Raw genomic sequence first — 14,343 nt, 5'->3', positions numbered from 1 at the left:
GAGCAAATGTATGCTCTGATATTTGGCGGTGCGTTTTTATTTATATAACTAAATTAATGTAAGAATGATAGCAATAATAGCAACAGCAATTGCTTGCTTCGTCGTAGGAGGGATCCTTTCATACGTACTGTTCCGGTACGTATTGAAGTCCAAGTACGACAGTGTCCTGAAAGATGCGGAGACAGAAGCTGAAGTAATTAAGAAAAACAAATTGCTGGAAGTAAAGGAAAAATTCCTGAACAAGAAAGCTGATTTGGAGAAGGAAGTGGCACTGCGTAATCAAAAGATTCAGCAGGCGGAAAATAAACTGAAACAACGTGAAATGGTGCTCAGCCAGCGTCAGGAAGAAATCCAACGCAAAAAACTGGAAGCCGAAGCTGTAAAGGAAAACCTGGAGGCGCAACTTGTTATCGTTGACAAAAAGAAGGAAGAACTGGACAAACTGCAACATCAGGAAATAGAAAAACTGGAAGCAATCTCCGGTCTGTCTGCCGACGAAGCAAAAGAACGTCTGGTCGAATCACTGAAGGAAGAAGCTAAAACGCAGGCACAGTCATTCATCAATGACATCATGGATGATGCGAAACTGACTGCCAGCAAGGAAGCCAAACGAATCGTTATCCAGTCTATCCAACGGGTAGCTACCGAAACTGCCATCGAAAACTCCGTAACGGTATTCCATATCGAATCGGATGAAATCAAAGGACGTATCATCGGACGTGAAGGACGCAATATCCGTGCACTGGAAGCCGCTACCGGCGTTGAAATCGTTGTAGACGACACTCCGGAAGCAATCGTTCTTTCCGCTTTTGACCCGGTTCGCCGTGAAATTGCCCGTCTGGCTCTTCACCAACTGGTAACAGACGGACGTATCCATCCGGCACGTATTGAGGAAGTGGTGTCCAAAGTACGCAAACAGGTAGAGGAAGAAATTATCGAAACCGGTAAACGGACAACAATCGACCTTGGTATCCACGGTCTGCATCCGGAACTGATCCGTATCATCGGTAAGATGAAATATCGCTCTTCTTATGGTCAGAACTTGTTGCAGCACGCCCGCGAAACAGCCAATCTCTGTGCTGTGATGGCATCGGAACTGGGCTTAAACCCTAAGAAGGCAAAACGTGCAGGTTTGCTGCATGATATCGGTAAAGTGCCCGATGAAGAACCGGAATTGCCGCACGCATTGCTGGGTATGAAACTTGCCGAGAAATACAAAGAAAAACCGGATATCTGCAACGCTATCGGTGCTCACCACGACGAAACGGAAATGACCAGTCTGCTGGCTCCTATCGTACAGGTTTGTGATGCTATCTCCGGTGCACGTCCGGGCGCACGCCGTGAAATCGTAGAGGCTTACATCAAACGTCTGAACGATCTTGAACAATTGGCTATGGCTTATCCGGGTGTGACCAAGACATACGCTATTCAGGCAGGACGCGAACTCCGCGTGATTGTAGGTGCGGATAAGATCGATGACAAGCAGACAGAAAGCTTGTCCGGTGAAATCGCCAAGAAGATTCAGGACGAGATGACTTATCCGGGACAGGTGAAGATTACCGTTATCCGTGAAACACGTGCGGTTAGCTTCGCTAAATAAGTAAATATTCAAAAGAAGATTCAATACAAGGGCGAAGCAATTCGCCCTTTTTCAATTTATCATCATTCACTTCTCATGTTTGCAGCATTACGTAGCAGCATGCAGTCTAAAAGCATCAGCTTATGAAAAAGTACCAGTTTGAAGTCTGTGCCAATTCCGTAGAAAGCTGTCTGGCAGCACAGGCAGGCGGAGCCGACCGGGTAGAGTTATGTGCAGGTATTCCGGAAGGCGGGACAACTCCTTCTTACGGAGAGATATCGACAGCACGCGACATGCTGACAACGACTCGTCTGCATGTCATTATCCGCCCGCGGGGTGGGGATTTTCTTTATTCTCCCATCGAAGTGAGAACGATGCTGAAAGATATAGAAATGGCACGGCAGTTGGGAGCTGACGGAGTGGTATTCGGTTGTCTGACGGCAAACGGGGAAATCGACCTTCCTGTAATGCAAGAGTTAATGAAAGCCTCACAAGGGTTATCAGTGACTTTTCACCGTGCCTTTGATGTATGCCATGATCCTGAAAAGGCTTTGGAGCAGATTATCGGATTAGGATGTAACCGTATCCTTACTTCCGGTCAGCAAGCTACCGCCGAACTAGGAATCCCCCTGCTAAAAACATTGCAGATACAGGCTTCCGGAAGAATTATCCTGCTTGCCGGATGTGGCGTGAACGAAAAGAATATCGCCCGCATTGCTTCGGAAACCGGAATACAGGAGTTTCATTTCTCCGCACGGGAAAGCATCAAGAGCGATATGAAGTATAAAAATGAATCAGTATCGATGGGCGGCACTGTACATATCGACGAATACGAACGAAATGTAACCACCGCCCAAAGAGTGATAAATACCATTCAGGCTATAAAAAGCTGAAAACTGCGATAAACAGCGATTTATAGTCCTGCAATAGCATACCTGTTTATAAATAAGGGATAATCGTAATATAAATACCGGTAATAATAGCCGAGGTGATTACTCCTGAGATATTGGCTCCCAAGGCATCTCCCAATACGAATGAATCGGGATTGTCTTTGCTTACTATCTTTTGGGCAACCTTTGCGGTGGTAGGTACGCAACTAACGGCTGCGATACCGATCACCGGATTGTAATTTCCCCGTTTGACAATGTACATGATGTATCCTCCGATAATCCCTCCGATACCGGAAAGTAAAAGTGCGACGATACCTAATACCAGCAATTTCAGAATCTTCGGATCGAGCAACAGATGTGCATCGCAAAGTACGCCCAGCAACACTCCCAACATAAAGGTCGAGCCATAGAGCAACGGACCACTGACAAAATCATAAATATGCTTCATACCGGATTCACGAACAGCAACACCCAGGAACAGGGAGAAGAACAATGGAGAGGCAACCGGAAACAAGAAACAAAGTACTGCGCAGAGAACAGCAGAGAAAGCCAGTTTCACTTTGGCATCGTAATTCTTCGGCGCCTTCTTAGTCACCATCTTAATGGCACGGAAACGTTTGGGCACTAATAGCTTGACCAGATATGGATACCCTCCGTACGTCAGTCCCAAATACAGGTAAGCGACTACCGTGATAGGAACAAACAAATGTTTTGCCAAAGCCAGTGAAGTAAAGAGCACCATCGGACCGTCCGCACCACCTACCATAGCAACAGATGCGCTTTCCTTTAAAGTCAGTCCGAGTGCGGAAGCGATGGGCACGGTAAGGAACGTACCGAGTTCGGCACATAAAGCAAGGAATATACTCGCAAACGGTTTCTGGAGCAGAAAGCCCACATCCAGCAAAGTCCCGATGCCCATAAAGACAAAGCAGGCTATAAGCCCGTTACTGAAAGTCAGCGTATAGACAGGTTGCAGAAAGTCGATCTGCATCGTATTCATCAGGTCATCCGTATCCGAAAGCATCGGATCGAGGAAGAGGTTGCCCAACGTACCGTCCGGCATCATCAATGTTCCGCAGTTGATGGCTACCATGCCCAGTCCCATCGGAATCATAACCATAGGTTCGAGCACTCCCTTCCAACCCAGATAGATAAGTAACAAACCGAGAAGTACCAGAAAGACTCTGGCAGAAGCCAGTAACCAGCCGCTTTCCATCATTGTGCCGATACCCTGAAAGAGGGTGGCAAAATCAATATTTTCCATAAATAAACGTCATTTTATTGTTTGTTGGTAGTAGATTTCTTTGTATTTTTCTTGTTGACATGCGCCAGTTCTTCTTCTTTGAGAAAGAACTCACGTGTATCCCGCGGATAATAATAATCCATCAGGTTCTCTTCCGACGCACCCGGACTTACTCCATGATAATAACCGGAATAGCCGGAAACATTCCGGTTGATTCCACGGCTGAAATCTTCGCGATAATCTCCTAAAGTTCCTTCGTCCGGAAGAGGCATCTGTCTGACAAGCCTTTCTACTTTCTGCCGGTGTTGTCGCCAGCGATGTAACCGCAGCAGCTCCAGACGGTGAGAACTATAAAAATCAAAAGAATCTGCCGCATAAGCAATCAGTTTGATGACTGCCGCAACAAAAAAACCGATGAGAAAGGTGAGCCCCATCATAGCGAAAGTAGATATTAATAAATCAATCATAGCAATAAAAAATATAGGTTTTATAATATAATATTCAAAAAAAAGAAGAGGCGCCCAATGGTAAATCATTATTAAATTTTAGACACACATGAAAGTTAAATCCCATTGGGCACTCCTCATCACCCATATAGAAACAATCGGCAGATGTTATTTGCCTGAATCACTTCGGTATACATCTTTGCTTCTATACGACGTAACTCCCGTTTCACAACGAAAACACAATATCCTGATCCCGATACTTGATTGGGTATCCGGGAAATATATCACACGTTTATAGGAACAATAAATAAAAGGAGGGGCAGAGAGAAAAGACATACCTCACCCTGCCAATGGAAAATAATGCAGCCTAAATAAGAATATGGGCTAATGTATAGACGTAGTATTTACACGAATATTTAGTGTAATTGACATCAAAGCAGGTATGGCTCAGACGTTCCTCCGGAAGCAACGTATTCAGTGAGCTCAATATCTGTATTATTGCAGTATTTGTATTAAATCTCAGATTTTTGAAAGGAACAATGCTTCTCGGAAAAGAGAGGTTATCAAAAATGCAGTCACTGACCTTACTGCCGTAAGTTCCGTCAGTCAGCAATGAATGAGTATCTTTACATGATTTATCGAAACCGGCAGAAGAGACACTGCAATTTGCTCCCGCATTGTATTGCATATCAATTGCCGGGACCTCAGTTTCTTTCTGAAATCCCTGCAATTCTTTATTGGAAATATGAGTAAATCCCAAAGCCAGAAATGCGCATGCTAATATGCAAAAAATGTACTTTGCCATAATTTGCTGCAAACGTAATCATTCTTTTCCAATAACAATGTATTAATGGTAAGAATTAACGATTATTGCACTCTGGCTCCTCTTTATAATCCATGTACTACTTTCATCAATTGCTCTCCCAGACCGATCGTATATCCTTGAGAAACAAAGACCACACGATTGAAGGTATCGGCAATGATAAAGACAGGCAGGGTTGATTGATTCAACTTCATCGCATCAACAATCTGTTTTTGAATGCTGTTATCCACATCAATGCCATAAACAATGGTAGAGGGAAGATCTTTAAATTCATGGGTGTTGAACTTTTTATATTGCTCTTCCGAAGGGAAAAGAAAGACCATTTTACGTCCCCACTGTTCAAACTCGCTGCGCAAAGCCGCAATATCTCTTAAAGCATGATTGGTAGGCTCCTGCCCCACTCCGAGAACAGCAACCACAAAATAGCCTCGTCCGCAGGTTTGCAGGATACTTTGCAGGTCAGTACCTCCTACCGGACGATAGGTAGCTTCGGAATTGAAATTACCGATCACTTGTACCTGATCTTTACTTTCACGCATCACAAGGTCAACAGTAGTCGTCTTATCCGGTTCGATAGTGAAGAATGTGGTATTAGAAAGTACCGCACCACTAGCCAGGCGGGTTCCGGTCACCATCATATAATAACCTTCGTCCAGCTTTACTCCGTTTTTCAGGAGATTCGACCACGTAGCACCACCACCCATATCTACATCGCCTTCGTCATAATTGAGCAGTTGGAACGTGCCGTTCTTAAACTTGGAGATAGTGAAATGAGAATAGTATTTAGGATCGGATAAAGAACGTATCGGAGTATAGCTGGCTTTCAACATGCCGGTACGAGGTTGCGTGGACTGCGAAGTCTCAAAATTGACATCCTGCGGAGAAAGTCCATCACTTGCATACTGAACCTTCCCGGTCACTTCATCAATCCAGGCTGGTATCCCTATGCTCCGGGCAGCTGCTACAAAGAAGATATCACGGGACTTCTCATCAGCTACACGCGACTTCCATACTCCCATCGGAGAAACAGGAATCTGCTGAGAATTCAGTTCGTTATCGATCTTGATCTCTTTTCTGCACCATTCTATTAATGCTTTGGCATCATGAGCAGCATCAACAGGTGCCGATTTCAAGACTGCTTCAGAAATTGCATCATAAAGTACCTTTTTATAAGGAGTCAACATCTCATTCGCTATGCGAGGATTGAGCAACGCCCTTTTCACCAGATCAGCGTCCTTTTTTTCTCCATCCGATGTGTTTTTCAGATGATCGTTCAGTACATCGAGCGTCACGTCACGAAGATCTTTTGCCGAGATATTCTCTAATAACCACATACCCCGCATTTCCTCCCATGAAATATGTTTTTTCTCCTTTCTGATAGCTGAAAGAAAATCCTTCAATGTCTGATGGTTTCCGCGCGAAGCAACCAGAAAAGCTGCCAACTTATCTTTCATAGTTTCAGGTTGCAATATATTTCCGTACAGTCCGTTCACCCATTCTTTTGCCTGTTCATCTGTCATCATCGTTGCCACATATGCATTGCGGATCGAATCTTCCTGTGCCATCCGGTGGTCATTTTCCGCCCGTTGTTCAGGAGTTACTTCGGGAAGGTTAGCCCCTTCTACCGGAGGAACAATATCCATCGGAAGTGTATAGCTTTCACCTTCTTTCTTATCTAAAGATAACTTCAAAGCATCTTCTTTTCCAAATGACAGTTTAGCATATCCAAATTTTCCATCCCTGGATGCCCATACCAACATATCTCCCTTGCCGGCAGTGAGGAAGGCTTTACCTTCGGCATCGGTATATTTCGTGGCTACCGTATAGAACTCAGCATAATTGTATATCTTAAATTCCACTTTTGCACCTGATACCGGATGTCCTTCCGTATCCGTCACCGTCACTGTAGCTTTGGCAGTAGGCGCATAATTGTCTATCACATTGATCTCCGTGTAATTCGGCGTTTCAAGCATAATCTCTTCCGGACCGGTATAGCGACCGAACACCTTTGTATGCATCAGCATCCCGCGACTGGCAGGAGCATTAAACCATCCGAGATTCAAAACCGGTTCCGGCTCGCAAGCTCCGAAGAAATACCACTGGCCATCCGCCCACGCTTCTACCCAGGCATGATTATCATCCGTATGCGCCCAACGGGGAGTATATACCTGCCTTGCCGGAATCCCCACCGAACGCAACGCAGCCACAGTAAATGTGGATTCTTCTCCGCAACGTCCATAGGCTGTCTTCACCGATGCCAACGGCGAACTGGTACGTGCATCACTCGGACGATAGACCACCTTTTCATGACACCAATGATTTACTTCCAGAATAGCATCTTTCATGGACAGATGCTTCACCCTATCCTTTAATTCTCCATAAAACACCCGACGCGAGTCATCCAGATTCTCATTATTCACCCGGATAGGCAACACAAAATGCCGGAACAATTCATCCGGAATCTGATCCCCCCAAGGCATCTCGATACGCGTCTGCCCGGACAAGCGAACATTCTCCAAATAATAATCTCCCGAATAATCCGTCACATCCCCTATCGGCATGTAAGCATAGAGAAACATCAGGGCTTCCTGCTCATATACAGACAAGTCAGGATTCGAAAAAACAGTAAACAGGTCTCCATGAGGAAGTGCTTGTTTTTTCTGTTCAAAGTCTTCGGTCACTTGATTCCGATAATTCTCTTCTTTCAGAAAATGAGCGTTGTTGCAGGCAAATAGCACAACAGACAGGATAAGAACGGATAAAAGATGAATGAATGTCTTCATAAAAGTGTTTGGTTTATTTTTAGATAATAAGATTGCTGATTCACAAAAATACAAGAATATTTTCTGAATGCCTAGATAAGTATATAAAAATGTGACAGATAAGAATAATATTGTCATCGGAGAAAGAGGACGGGAAAATTGTAACAGGTTTGTAACATCTCCGTGTTCGAACCTCTTATAAAAAGAAATTTCATAAGAAAAAGAAGATTTTTATGTTTTACAGCATATAATTCAAAAACATTTTGTATCTTTGCAGTGTTAATAAAGAAAACAAGATGTAAAACCGCTCTTCAAAACGTGGAGGGCAAAAAAAGAGGAAACAAATTATGAAAAAGAATGCAAATGAAAAAATCATGATGTTACAGTACCGTATCAAACGTTATCAAGCAATGGGAAACGGTGCTATGTGCCAAACCTTGAATGGTAAACTTCAAAAACTGCTGACGAAGCAGCCAGCCATGTAATTAAACACACTAATATATATCATGAAAAGAGCGGAGCAACCACACTGGTTCTCCGCTCTTTCTTTTTATTTCTTCTTCAAAGTCACATCACTGATTTCTACTACACCACCCTTATTCTGTCCAAGGATAGCCACGTAACAGTCTTTCAGGATAGCAGCGTCATCATCTGTATCGGACACTTCCATATCAGGATTTGACTTCTTACTGCTGATAGCATTCACTACCTGTCCCATATCATAGTAAACAACGACCTTCGTCCATTTGTCGGCATCTTTAATCTTGAAGTTGTACTGTGCACCAGAAGCGTTAGGCTGGGCGTCAGCATCGTAATCCCTGCGCATAAAGAAAGTAGTGTTAAGCTTGCCGTTATCATTTTTTTCTTCATTCGTCTGCTTGATATATACGCTGACCGGAGTTCCTGCCTCCTTTGTTTTTGCATAGAAAGTCAGCACGTAGATACCTTTCTCCAAGCCATCTGTAATACGTTGACCAAGAAACGCTTTATACCAGGATGTATTCTTCTCAGCACCCGAATTATCTATTTTCATCGCGTTCGGATACTTGGCATCTCCGGTCTGCTCCCAAGCGATTGTTGTCACTCCGTCCGCCTCATTATTCATAATGAACCACTCACCGGCCGTAGCCTTGTTAGGATTGGTTACCTTGTTCGTTACTTCCGTAGCAAACTTTTCATTTTTGATCAGATTCTGCGCACTGACGCTTACTCCTGCGATAGCCAAAAGACTAACTAATAATACTTTTTTCATCTTACTGCGATTTTATTGTTTATACGTTATTTCTTATTTTCACTCTGCTTGCTGAATCCTATTTAATTTGTTGAATAACAAACTTATAATTTCCAGTTTCTTTCTTTTCGTTTGTTTTTAGTGTGATGCGATAAATCTCCTTACCCCATACATTAGAGAGGCGCGGATCGTCCAATTGGATTGTTTCCAGTTCGGCTTTGAACTGAGTCGGATAGTCCAGTTCCACTTTCTGCCCCTTTACTTCAATCTGAATTTTGCCCAAGGACGGGAAAGTGACATTGCCCCAAGTCATGAAATTCACCTGATTGGGAGCTACGGCCTCATCCAGCGTGTAGCTGTCGGTAATCGTCAGTTTCCGGTCATCCAGTGTATACGACCGAATCCAGCTTTTCACTTTTGCTTCCGACGGATAGGCGGCAGCAATATCAGTAGAGAACATGCGTTTCTTTTCATTGCAAATGGTATTTGTCGCTTTGTATTCCTGTCCGTATTTCTGCGGTATACCATTAATCATCGGCAGATTATGATAATTACTCTGCATTGTCCAGATGGTGTAACGGTCTTTACCGAATGTCTGCTTGGTATATGTACCTACTCCTGCATCAAGGATTACGGGAATTGTATTCACATATAAGGAAAACGTTCCCACATCATTATGATTATGACTTTCGTTGTTGAATCCGCCTTTGGCAGCCACGAACATTCCATTCTTATTCTTCATGTAACAGAACTCCGTCTCGGGATACCAAGTCACGTCCGGCATATCATGCTTTGGAGTCTCTTTGGCAAGATCATTGCAGCAAAGCAGAGACTGGAGCGAGCGGAATGCATCGTTTCCCATGGTCGCATACGGTTTTCTACCATTCAGCAGATAAGCGGCAAAATGCATCATTTCATTGCTGTTTACCGCTTTACCAAAACGATAGATCAGCAGAGGATCGCCACCACCTTGCGCGGAAGCATCGGCAAAGTTCACCACCCAACCATTACCGACATAAGAACGGGACATATACTCTCCCATACGCCGGATCATCGGTTCATTCAACAGGGATATTCTGCCACCCGTACCATCGGAAAGTATTTGCAAATAATCATAAAGCTTACCTGCCGCGTGTCCCCAATAAGAAGTTCCTTCTTCGCAAGCACCGTCAGACTTCACAAAGTTGATAAACTTATCTACCGATTTCATCGAACGGTATACAGCTTTTGCCAAACGGTCTTTATTGTTCTCCATCAAAAGGAAACACTGCAAAGTATTGGAGTTGCACCAAGGATTCCAGTTATTGATAATCTCGCCCGGCTGCCAGTTGAACGCCATCCACCACATATCGTCATCGTTCATATAAGGGTCAAGGATACGTTCCTTAATAGCTTTGCGCATTTGCAGAGAAACCACCGGATTGATTTTGTCGAAAGGCTTACGGAAGAAATAGTGCACCCAAGCCATCAATGCACCATATCCGCCGGAACCAAGATCAATGATCTGTTCGCGGAAATCAGGAAGAGAACGTTTGCTGCTTTGCCGGGGCAGGTGAGCAGACAGTACCCATGAATTCATTTCGCAACTCATATAAGCTCCGTTGAGCAGCTGATCGATGAAGCGTCCTTTGCCTTCCGCCAGTTCTGCCAACATCAGCGTATTCAATGCCTGACGATTGGCGTCATAGGGAACTTCCATGATTTTACGATTACCGGTCCGCTCATATTCAAGATAGGCGGTAGCAGGGATCAGTTGCCATTTGTAATCGAGGAGCTTCTCGCCTGCCGCGATAAGACGCTGCTTGTTGGGCCCCATCAATGAGTCCCAAGCAGCACGATCAGTATAGGCCGGATAAGGTACCCATGCCTGTTTCATTACCAGCACATTTTTCAACGTAGTTTCATCTGCCGCTTTTTGCAGCATATCGCGTTCTGTATAGGCATTGGCTTTGAAAGAGAAACTTCCAAAGGTAGCTAACAGAAAAACACAAATTAAATGCTTCATTCGATTCATGGTATTTTGTTCGTTTAAGTATGGCAAAGATAACGCATCTCTCAAAAAGTAAGGTGAGCAAATCATACGAACCTCATGACAAAAAAGTACAGACTTCAAAAAAAGTACATCCAGAAGCTCTCAGCCCTCTCGTGAAACAGACGCTCTGTTCAAAGCAAACAGACCTTCTATTTAGGGCAAACAGAGCCTTCATTCAGAGTAAACAGACGCTCCGTTTGAAAAACATCCTGTTGATTATAAACAGAAACTTCATTTGAGCTTCTATTAAATTTCCACCGATGGTAAAACCTGAACTTTATTCCCAATCGCTAAACTCAAAACTGAGCTGCTCCCAAACTCCATGTTGTTCATCCGCCTCCTCTTTCGGATTGGAAACAGAAAGCCCGATCAAGCGGATAGGATGCTGTTCGTACTCCACACTTTTCAATAACTCTTTAGCGAGTGGAAGGATGCGGTCTAATGTGTACAACTCCTGCGACTGCGTAATACTTCGGGTAATCTGACTAAAATCATGAAACTTAATCTTCAGAGTTAATGTATTTCCTTTAAACTCTTTACGTTGAAGACGTTCTATTAATTCTACCGCTACATGATACAATTCGATGATAACGGAAGAATGAACCGATATATCTCTTTCCAGCGTTCGTTCACAACCGATAGACTTCCGAATACGAACTGCCTCAACCGGACGCTCGTCAATCCCCCGCGAACATTCATAATAGAGCGCCCCCACCTTTCCAAAGTGGGCCGTCAGCATTTCGAGCGAGCATTTACGTAATTGAAGACCATTGTGAATACCAAGCAAATGCATCTTCTTTGCTGTCACAGGTCCTACTCCCCAAAAAGACTCGATCGGAAGTCCGGCTATGAAGTCCAGCGCCTGGTCAGGATGTATGGTACACAGTCCATCCGGTTTCCGATAGTCCGATGCAATCTTTGCAAGAAATTTATTATAGGAGACTCCGGCAGATGCAACCAGGTTCAACTGTTCCCGGATACGAAGTTTTATCTCCTTTGCAATATCAACTGCCAGAGAGATTCCTTTCTTATTCTCCGTAACATCCAAAAAGGCCTCATCCAAAGACAGAGGTTCGATTATATCGGTATACTCATGAAAGATTTCGTGTATCTGACGGGAGACGGACTTATAAACATCCATTCTTCCGGATACAAAAATAAGCTGGGGACATAAACGTTTCGCCTTCTGAGAAGACATGGCGGAACGGACCCCGTAACGACGGGCTTCATAACTGGCTGCTGCCACAACTCCCCGCTCCTCGGCATGTCCCACCGCCAAGGGTTTGCCACGAAGTTCCGGATGATCACGCTGTTCTACAGAGGCGTAGAAAGCGTCCATATCGATATGTATTATCTTACGCTGAAACACTTGATTTAAATTCCATAGCAAACTTACTATAAATCTCTGGAAAAGACGAATAAAAAGGGATAAATGTCTTCGTAACGCCTGTCAATAAGGCGTTTGCGGAGCCAAATGAGGACAAGCGAAAAATCGGGGTAACGCAAAGGAAAGCGGATTTATGAAGCAGAACGGTCTCCAAATCGTTACCCGCCGGATGGTGATTTTTAACATACCGTGTTGTATCTGGCAGTTTGTGGCACAGGTTGGCATATCAAGGTCTAACTCGTTGAGTAATAACTTTGCAAACAAAAAACGAGTATGGCAAGAAGCACATTCAAGGTGCTGTTCTACGTGAACGGCAGCAAGGAGAAAAACGGTATTGTCCCCATCATGGGACGGGTTACAATCAACGGGACTGTGGCGCAGTTCAGTTGCAAGCAGAGCATTCCGAAAACGCTTTGGGACGTGAAAGGGAACAAGGCAAAAGGCAAGAGCCACGAGGCGCGGGACATCAACCTTGCCCTTGACAACATCAAGGCGCAAATCATCAAGCATTACCAGCGCATATCCGACCGTGAGGCATTCGTCACGGCTGAAATGGTGCGCAACGCCTTTCAGGGAATCGGCAGCGAGTACGAGACCTTGCTCAAAGCTTTTGACCGTGAGAACGAGGTGTTCAGGAAACGTGTGGGAAAAGACCGTACAATGGCGACCTATCGTTCCCGTGTGGTGGCAAGAAACTACGTTGCGGCGTTCATCAAGTCGTTCTACAAGCGTACGGACATGGCTATGCCGGAACTTACTCCCGATTTCATCAAGGAGTTCGCCGCATACCTCTCAACGGAAGCCGGACTGCATAACGGGACGATATGGGAGAAATGTATGTGGCTGAAAGGCGTGGTGATGCGTGCGCACTTCAACGGACTGATACCACGCAACCCTTTCGCACAGTTCCACATCAGCCCCAATGTGAAGGAGCGGGAATATCTGACGGAAGATGAACTGAAAGCGGTCATGACACATGAGTTCGAGGATAGCAAGCTCGCATACATCCGTGACATCTTTGTCTTTGCCAGTTTCACCGCCTTGTCGTTCGTGGACATTCAGGAACTGACGAATGACAACATCGTGGAGGTGAACGGCGAGAAGTGGATATTGTCCAAACGCCACAAGACCAAAGTCCCCTTCCAAGTGAAGCTGCTGGATATACCCTTGCAGATAATCGAACGCTACCGACCGATACAGAAAGACAACCGCATATTCCCCGGCTTGAACTACTGGTCTATCTGTAAACCTCTGAAACGGATGATAAAGGAATGTGGTATAACCAAGTCAATTTCATTTCATTGCAGTCGTCATGGCTTCGCAACATTAGCTTTGAGCAAGGGCATGCCCATCGAGAGCGTAAGCCGTGTATTGGGACATACGAATATCGTCACAACCCAAATCTACGCAAAGATAACCACGCAGAAACTCGACAATGACCTGACGATGTTCGGTGATAAATTGAGCAAGACGTTTAACGGGATAACGATGTCATGAGTATGGAAAGAAACATCATAACCATGAACGAATCCGGCAACATCATTGTGCCGGAAAATGTCACTGATATATGGATGAGTGAACCGGAACTTGTGGAACTGTTCGGGATAATTGTCCCGACACTTCGTGCAGCTATCTGTGCCGTGTATAAAAGTGGCGTATTGAAAGAATACGAAGTACAGAGATATGTCCGGCTGGAGAACGGGTATTATGCCGATGTGTTCAGTTTTCCGATGGTAGTCGCGCTTGCTTTCCGCATCAACAGCTTCGGTGCGGAGCAGGTGCGCAATGCCATATTTGAAAGGCTGTACTTGCGAAAAGAGAAAACAATGTTCTTCTTTTCGCCGGGTATTCACAATATGAATATGTCTAATTATCAAGCATAAAGCCCAATGATATGGCGACATGAAATAGTGAAACCGACAAATCGTTATATGTCAATCTATTGCCGAT

At 44.5% G+C, this 14,343-nt stretch carries 12 protein-coding genes; 5 read left to right on the top strand and 7 right to left on the bottom strand.

The window, feature by feature from the left end; genetic code table 11:
* Positions 1-64: 64 nt before the first annotated feature.
* Positions 65-1,600 carry a ribonuclease Y gene (rny, locus tag ACHLI0_RS20465; RefSeq protein WP_008760083.1) on the top strand — a complete coding sequence of 512 codons (1,536 nt, stop codon included), beginning with the start codon at positions 65-67 and terminating at the stop codon, positions 1,598-1,600.
* Positions 1,601-1,722: 122 nt separating this feature from the next.
* Complete coding sequence (locus ACHLI0_RS20460) at positions 1,723-2,472, top strand: copper homeostasis protein CutC (RefSeq protein WP_211478632.1); 750 nt, start codon at positions 1,723-1,725, stop codon at positions 2,470-2,472.
* A gap of 46 nt (positions 2,473-2,518) precedes the next feature.
* Here the strand turns inward: ACHLI0_RS20460 and ACHLI0_RS20455 are convergent, their stop codons facing one another.
* From ACHLI0_RS20455 to ACHLI0_RS20440, 4 genes are all read right to left on the bottom strand, one after another.
* On the bottom strand, positions 2,519-3,733 hold the full coding sequence (locus ACHLI0_RS20455) for a sodium ion-translocating decarboxylase subunit beta (RefSeq protein WP_008760081.1): 1,215 nt from the start codon (positions 3,731-3,733) through the stop codon (positions 2,519-2,521).
* A 14-nt stretch (positions 3,734-3,747) separates the two neighbouring features.
* On the bottom strand, positions 3,748-4,179 hold the full coding sequence (locus tag ACHLI0_RS20450; protein WP_032813900.1) for a hypothetical protein: 432 nt from the start codon (positions 4,177-4,179) through the stop codon (positions 3,748-3,750).
* Between the two features lie 346 nt (positions 4,180-4,525).
* Complete coding sequence (locus ACHLI0_RS20445) at positions 4,526-4,963, bottom strand: DUF8440 family protein (protein WP_011109252.1); 438 nt, start codon at positions 4,961-4,963, stop codon at positions 4,526-4,528.
* An 83-nt stretch (positions 4,964-5,046) separates the two neighbouring features.
* Positions 5,047-7,764 (bottom strand): transglutaminase domain-containing protein, encoded by a 2,718-nt coding sequence (locus ACHLI0_RS20440; protein WP_490749930.1) that lies wholly within the window; start codon positions 7,762-7,764, stop codon positions 5,047-5,049.
* Positions 7,765-8,090: 326 nt separating this feature from the next.
* Here ACHLI0_RS20440 and ACHLI0_RS20435 point away from each other — a divergent pair, with 326 nt between their 5' ends.
* Positions 8,091-8,228: a hypothetical protein gene (locus tag ACHLI0_RS20435; protein ID WP_008764567.1), complete on the top strand. Its 138-nt coding sequence runs from the start codon at positions 8,091-8,093 to the stop codon at positions 8,226-8,228.
* Between the two features lie 65 nt (positions 8,229-8,293).
* Here ACHLI0_RS20435 and ACHLI0_RS20430 read toward each other — a convergent pair whose 3' ends face one another.
* The 3 genes from ACHLI0_RS20430 to dinB form a co-directional block, all read right to left on the bottom strand.
* The gene (locus ACHLI0_RS20430; protein ID WP_490749929.1) at positions 8,294-8,995 is read right to left on the bottom strand and encodes a BT4411 family hyaluronic acid-binding protein; all 702 of its coding nucleotides are present in this window, start codon (positions 8,993-8,995) and stop codon (positions 8,294-8,296) included.
* A 58-nt stretch (positions 8,996-9,053) separates the two neighbouring features.
* Positions 9,054-10,988: a heparinase II/III domain-containing protein gene (locus ACHLI0_RS20425; protein WP_414202749.1), complete on the bottom strand. Its 1,935-nt coding sequence runs from the start codon at positions 10,986-10,988 to the stop codon at positions 9,054-9,056.
* A 295-nt stretch (positions 10,989-11,283) separates the two neighbouring features.
* Complete coding sequence (gene dinB / locus ACHLI0_RS20420) at positions 11,284-12,375, bottom strand: DNA polymerase IV (protein ID WP_008760075.1); 1,092 nt, start codon at positions 12,373-12,375, stop codon at positions 11,284-11,286.
* A 291-nt stretch (positions 12,376-12,666) separates the two neighbouring features.
* Between dinB and ACHLI0_RS20415 the strand changes: the two genes are divergently transcribed.
* On the top strand, positions 12,667-13,890 hold the full coding sequence (locus tag ACHLI0_RS20415) for a site-specific integrase (protein WP_490748376.1): 1,224 nt from the start codon (positions 12,667-12,669) through the stop codon (positions 13,888-13,890).
* Positions 13,887-14,276: a virulence RhuM family protein gene (locus ACHLI0_RS20410; RefSeq protein ID WP_278451388.1), complete on the top strand. Its 390-nt coding sequence runs from the start codon at positions 13,887-13,889 to the stop codon at positions 14,274-14,276. Before ACHLI0_RS20415 ends, ACHLI0_RS20410 begins: the two co-directional genes overlap by 4 nt.
* Positions 14,277-14,343 lie beyond the last annotated feature (67 nt).

It is taken from the genome of Bacteroides sp. RCH18 (assembly GCF_058231005.1).
Note: the sequence above shows the minus strand (reverse complement) of the source record. Positions and strands in the feature narration are given on the sequence as shown.

Coding starts and splice junctions, on each gene's coding strand:
- rny (WP_008760083.1), top strand. CDS start 65: ATGATAGCAATAATAGCAACAGCAATTGCTTGCTTCGTCGTAGGAGGG.
- ACHLI0_RS20460 (WP_211478632.1), top strand. CDS start 1,723: ATGAAAAAGTACCAGTTTGAAGTCTGTGCCAATTCCGTAGAAAGCTGT.
- ACHLI0_RS20455 (WP_008760081.1), bottom strand. CDS start 3,733: ATGGAAAATATTGATTTTGCCACCCTCTTTCAGGGTATCGGCACAATG.
- ACHLI0_RS20450 (WP_032813900.1), bottom strand. CDS start 4,179: ATGATTGATTTATTAATATCTACTTTCGCTATGATGGGGCTCACCTTT.
- ACHLI0_RS20445 (WP_011109252.1), bottom strand. CDS start 4,963: ATGGCAAAGTACATTTTTTGCATATTAGCATGCGCATTTCTGGCTTTG.
- ACHLI0_RS20440 (WP_490749930.1), bottom strand. CDS start 7,764: ATGAAGACATTCATTCATCTTTTATCCGTTCTTATCCTGTCTGTTGTG.
- ACHLI0_RS20435 (WP_008764567.1), top strand. CDS start 8,091: ATGAAAAAGAATGCAAATGAAAAAATCATGATGTTACAGTACCGTATC.
- ACHLI0_RS20430 (WP_490749929.1), bottom strand. CDS start 8,995: ATGAAAAAAGTATTATTAGTTAGTCTTTTGGCTATCGCAGGAGTAAGC.
- ACHLI0_RS20425 (WP_414202749.1), bottom strand. CDS start 10,988: ATGAATCGAATGAAGCATTTAATTTGTGTTTTTCTGTTAGCTACCTTT.
- ACHLI0_RS20415 (WP_490748376.1), top strand. CDS start 12,667: ATGGCAAGAAGCACATTCAAGGTGCTGTTCTACGTGAACGGCAGCAAG.
- ACHLI0_RS20410 (WP_278451388.1), top strand. CDS start 13,887: ATGAGTATGGAAAGAAACATCATAACCATGAACGAATCCGGCAACATC.